The sequence below is a fragment of the Streptomyces zinciresistens K42 genome (genome assembly GCF_000225525.1).
Taxonomy (GTDB): Bacteria; Actinomycetota; Actinomycetes; order Streptomycetales; family Streptomycetaceae; genus Streptomyces; species Streptomyces zinciresistens.
Genome location: NZ_AGBF01000493.1, coordinates 1 through 411, shown reverse-complemented (window position 1 = coordinate 411; position 411 = coordinate 1). Strand labels below are relative to the sequence as shown.

Genomic DNA, 411 nt, shown 5'->3' with positions numbered 1-411 from the left:
CTTGGCGGTGCGCATCCAGCCGATGGTGCGGCGAAGAACTGCGACGCCTCGTTCACCGAGGCCGCCGACAGGTTGCACCGGGCCTGGAGGTCGCGCTGGTTGGTCTTCACGAAGCCGCGGGCGGCGGCGCGGGTCTGGTCGTCAGCGCGGTTGGCGTTCTGCAGCGCCACGAGCTTGCACCAGACCTGGAACCAGGAGCCGGGCATCTTCAGGCTGCCGAGCACGTCCATCAGCAGCCGGGCGTCCAGCACGTAGCCGCTGCACTCCGCGCTCGCGGCGAACTCCCGGCCCTTGATCTTCTCCACGCCCAGGATCAAGCCGCCCTTGCCGTCCGACCGCGCGACCACGCGCTCGCCGGGGCGGACGATCGGCAGCTGTTCCATCAGCACAGTCCTCCAGAGATGATCAACG

1 pseudogene is annotated in these 411 nt (G+C 69.1%); it reads right to left on the bottom strand.

The features are described 5' to 3' along the window. Positions 1-383 (bottom strand): annotated as a pseudogene (locus SZN_RS37360) (hypothetical protein); the annotation flags it as partial. Positions 384-411 lie beyond the last annotated feature (28 nt).